We start from the raw sequence: 3,950 nt of genomic DNA, 5'->3' as shown, positions 1-3,950 counted from the left end.
CCCCCCCTCTGCGCTTCTCCTTCTATTGTGCTTCCGTCGCGCGCCATTTTGTTCAAGTGACGGGCCGTCCCTGGGGTTGCCTGTCGCGGCCCTCGGAGCCTGGATGCTGCTGTCGCCGCAATCGCCAGCGGTCTCCCCGAGGATGCCTGCATTCTGGTGTTCGGGTCCTTCACCGTTGTGGAGGCGGCGCTGCGCAACCCCGCCGTCGCTCCTGTATAATCGCCGCTTCGGCGGGCGGGGCCCGCTGCGGCAAAGACTCCTGAGCGTGGACGATCCCCGGGGCCGAAGCGATGGATGAAGGTGCGAAAAGACGTCTCGTCGGTGCCGCCGTCGTGGTGGCGCTGATCGTCATCTTCGTGCCCATGTTGCTGGACCGGTCGGAGCCGAACGGTCTCGGCGAGCCCATCGTCATCCCCGATGAGCCTGCTGTCGAAGAGGACGCAGCGCCCTTGGCGCCGCTCACCGCCGAGGATTTGACGCCTCCCCTGCCGGCTCCCGAGCCGCCGCCCGGCGCCGCTGTCGAGCCCCCGGTCACGGCTGCCGAGCCGGCGCTCCCCCTGCCTCAACCGGAGTCTCAGTCTCTACCGGAGCCGCAACAGGAGCCAACGGGACGCGCCGCGCCCCCCGAGCCGGCTCCGGCGGGACCGGGGCCCGTGCCTGCGGGCACGGCATCCTGGGTCGTACAGGTGGCGAGTCTGGGCTCGCCCGCGGCCGCTAAGGGCCTGCAGGACAGGCTTCGCGCCAAGGGCTACACCGCGTTCGTGGAGCAGGCGACGGTCGACGGCAAGCGCTATTACCGGGTGCGCGTCGGCCCCGAGGTTGAGCGCGCCCGCGCCGACAGTCTGGCGGCTGAGCTGCAGGCCGAGACGGGCAATAAGCCCCTAGTGCAGCGTTACCCTTGACCAGCGACGCTCGCTGGTTGAGCAGCCCGGCACGGGCAGCGGCGCCAGCCCACGGCGCATGGCTAACGCACCGGCCCCGTCGCCGGGTCGGCACAGCGGCCCTGGCCGTTGCCCCGACAGCGGCCGGGCTCCAAATCATCTGAGGACAGCCACGGAATCATGATCTGGGTCGATTACGTCATCATCGGCATCATTGCCCTGTCGGCCATTATCGGGCTCGCCCGCGGCCTGATTCGCGAGGTGCTGGCCTTGGGCGTGTGGATCGCGGCATTGCTCGCGGCCTGGTTCTTCTACCGACCGGTGGCAGATCAGCTGACGCCCTGGCTGGAGACGCCGTCGCTGCGCATGGGCGTGGCTGTCGTGCTCATCGTGATCGGGGTGCTGGTGGTCGGCGCCATCATCGGCTGGGTGTTATCGCTGCTGGTAGAGAAGACCGGCCTCACCGGCACGGACCGGCTGCTGGGCATGGTGTTCGGGGCGGGGCGTGGCGCGGTGGTAGTGGCCCTGCTGGTGTTCCTGGCGTCGCTGACGCCGGTGGTCGAGGACCCCTGGTGGGCGCAGTCGGACTTGCTGCCCAGGTTCCAATTGTTGGCGGACGCCATGCTCGATTTGGTCCCGCCGGAGGTCACGCAGCGGATCAAGTCCATCTGAGGGCGGCCATCCCGCCCAGACTCGCCCTGGGATGGTCGCCGGGCCACTTGCGGTCCTTTTTTGCCCCTCCTCGGGGTATGGGCTAGGCTATGGCGCGGTCGCCGGCGCCATGCACTGTATCGCCTGCTGCCGGAGGTGAGACCCCCAGGGGGTTGATGGCCGTGCCGGCAGCGCCTGCCGGGCGCATCCTGAGGTGAACCATGTGCGGTATTGTTGGCATCGTTGGTAAGCAACCGGTCAACCAATCCTTATACGACGCGCTGCTGGTGCTGCAGCACCGCGGACAGGATGCCGCCGGTATTGTCACCAGCGACGGCGACAAGCTGCACATGCGCAAAGATGCGGGCCTGACCCGTGATGTCTTCGGCAACCGCCACATGCTGCAGCTCAAGGGCAACATGGGCGTTGGGCACGTGCGCTATCCCACCGCGGGGGTGTCCAGCTCTGCCGAGGCCCAGCCCTTCTACGTCAATTCGCCCTACGGTATCGTCCTCGCTCACAACGGCAACCTCACCAATGCCGAGGAGCTCAAGCAGGACGTCTTTGTCCAGGACCTACGGCACATCAACACCGAGTCCGACAGCGAGATCCTGCTCAACGTCTTCGCCCACGAGCTGCAGGCGCAGGACCGCCTGCGCATCGATGAGGAAGACATTTTCCGCGCCGTAGAGGGCGTGCACCGCCGCTGCCGCGGCGGTTATGCGGCGGTCGCGATGATTCCCGGCTTCGGTCTGTTCGGCTTCCGCGACCCTTACGGCATTCGCCCGGTGGTCTACGGCAAGCGCGAAACGGATCGTGGCACCGAGTACATGATCGCCTCCGAGAGCGTGGCGCTGGACATCAACGGCTTCGCGCTCGTCGACGACATCGCGCCGGGCGAGTGCGTGCTCGTGGACGTGCGCGGCAACCTCTATCGGCGCCAGTGCGCGCAACAGCCGGTGCTCTCACCCTGCATCTTCGAGTTCGTCTACTTCGCGCGGCCGGACTCCATCATCGACAACATTTCCGTCCACAAGTCCCGCTCGCGCATGGGCAAGAAGCTCGCGGCAAAGATCAAGCGCGTCTGGCCGGACCACGACATCGACGTGGTCATTCCGGTGCCCGATACCAGCCGCACCGCCGCGCTGCAGCTCGCCAATCAGCTCGGCGTGCCCTACGCCGAGGGCTTCATCAAGAACCGCTACATCGGCCGGACCTTTATCATGCCGGGCCAGCAGGTGCGCAAGAAATCGGTGCGGCAGAAGCTGAACGCCATCGACCTGGAGTTTCGCAAGAAGAACGTGCTGTTGGTGGATGACTCCATCGTGCGCGGGACGACCTCCCAGCAGATCATTCAGATGGGCCGGGACGCCGGGGCCAAGCGGGTCTATTTCGCCTCTGCGGCACCGCCGGTGCGCTTCCCCAATGTCTACGGCATCGACATGCCGGCAGCGAGCGAGCTCATTGCCCACAACCGCACCGAGGCGGATGTGGAAGCGGAGCTGGGCTGCGACCGGCTCATCTTCCAAGACCTGGACGACCTGATCGAGGCCATCCAGAAGAAGGGCAAGAGTCACGTGGACCGCTTCGACACCTCCGTGTTCGACGGGGTCTATGTCACTAATGACGTCACGGCGGACTATCTGGAATCCCTCGAGCGGGTGCGCAACGACGGCGCCAAACAGCACTCGCGTGTGGATGAGACGGTGCTGGAGCTGCACAACTCGGTCTAAGTCGAATACCGTGCACGACGACGACGCCCTTGATGCGTCCTGGGGCTTCGCCACCCGGGCGCTTCGCACCGGACATGCCCGTACCGCCGAGGGCGAGCATTGCGAGCCCATCTTCACGACGTCGAGCTTCGTGTTCGCGAACGCAGCGGAGGCCGCCGCCCGCTTCGCGGGCGAGGCTCCGGGCAACATCTATTCTCGCTTCACCAACCCAACGGTGCGCGCCTTCGAGCAGCGGCTGGCGGCGCTGGAGGGTGGCGCTGCCTGTGTGGCGACGGCCTCCGGCATGTCCGCCATCCTCGCCACGTGCATGGGGCTGCTCAAGGCCGGGGACCACGTGGTGGCCTCCCGGAGCCTTTTCGGCAGCACCACCATGTTGTTCGACAAGTATCTGGCGCGCTTTGGCATCAGCACGAGCTATGTGGAGTTGACAGATCGTGAGGCCTGGGCGGCCGCGATTCGGCCCCAGACAAGGCTTCTGTTCCTGGAGACGCCGTACAACCCCCTGACAGAGATGGCCGAGATCGCCCCCCTTGCCGAGCTGGCGCACGCGCACGAATGACTGTTGGCCGTGGACAACTGCTTCAGTCAGCCTGCGCTGCAGCCCCCGCTGGGGCCAGGCGCGGACTTGGTCATCCCCTCCGCCACCAAGCATCTGGACGGGCAGGGGAGTGTGGTAGGAGGGTGG

At 66.5% G+C, this 3,950-nt stretch carries 3 protein-coding genes and 1 pseudogene; all 4 read left to right on the top strand.

Features of this window, described 5'->3' with window-relative positions; all coding sequences use genetic code 11:
* Positions 1-290: 290 nt before the first annotated feature.
* Positions 291-902, top strand: a complete 612-nt coding sequence (locus tag I6U14_RS06065) for an SPOR domain-containing protein (protein WP_296897714.1) — start codon at positions 291-293, stop codon at positions 900-902.
* 159 nt (positions 903-1,061) lie between these two features.
* Positions 1,062-1,553, top strand: a complete 492-nt coding sequence (locus tag I6U14_RS06060) for a CvpA family protein (protein ID WP_296897712.1) — start codon at positions 1,062-1,064, stop codon at positions 1,551-1,553.
* Between the two features lie 200 nt (positions 1,554-1,753).
* Positions 1,754-3,265 carry an amidophosphoribosyltransferase gene (purF, locus tag I6U14_RS06055; protein WP_296897711.1) on the top strand — a complete coding sequence of 504 codons (1,512 nt, stop codon included), beginning with the start codon at positions 1,754-1,756 and terminating at the stop codon, positions 3,263-3,265.
* Between the two features lie 10 nt (positions 3,266-3,275).
* Positions 3,276-3,950 (top strand): annotated as a pseudogene (locus I6U14_RS06050) (aminotransferase class I/II-fold pyridoxal phosphate-dependent enzyme); the annotation flags it as partial.

The organism is Thiohalocapsa sp. (genome assembly GCF_019695415.1).
Lineage (GTDB): Bacteria > Pseudomonadota > Gammaproteobacteria > Chromatiales > Chromatiaceae > Thiohalocapsa.
Note: the sequence above shows the minus strand (reverse complement) of the source record. Positions and strands in the feature narration are given on the sequence as shown.

Coding starts and splice junctions, on each gene's coding strand:
- I6U14_RS06065 (WP_296897714.1), top strand. CDS start 291: ATGGATGAAGGTGCGAAAAGACGTCTCGTCGGTGCCGCCGTCGTGGTG.
- I6U14_RS06060 (WP_296897712.1), top strand. CDS start 1,062: ATGATCTGGGTCGATTACGTCATCATCGGCATCATTGCCCTGTCGGCC.
- purF (WP_296897711.1), top strand. CDS start 1,754: ATGTGCGGTATTGTTGGCATCGTTGGTAAGCAACCGGTCAACCAATCC.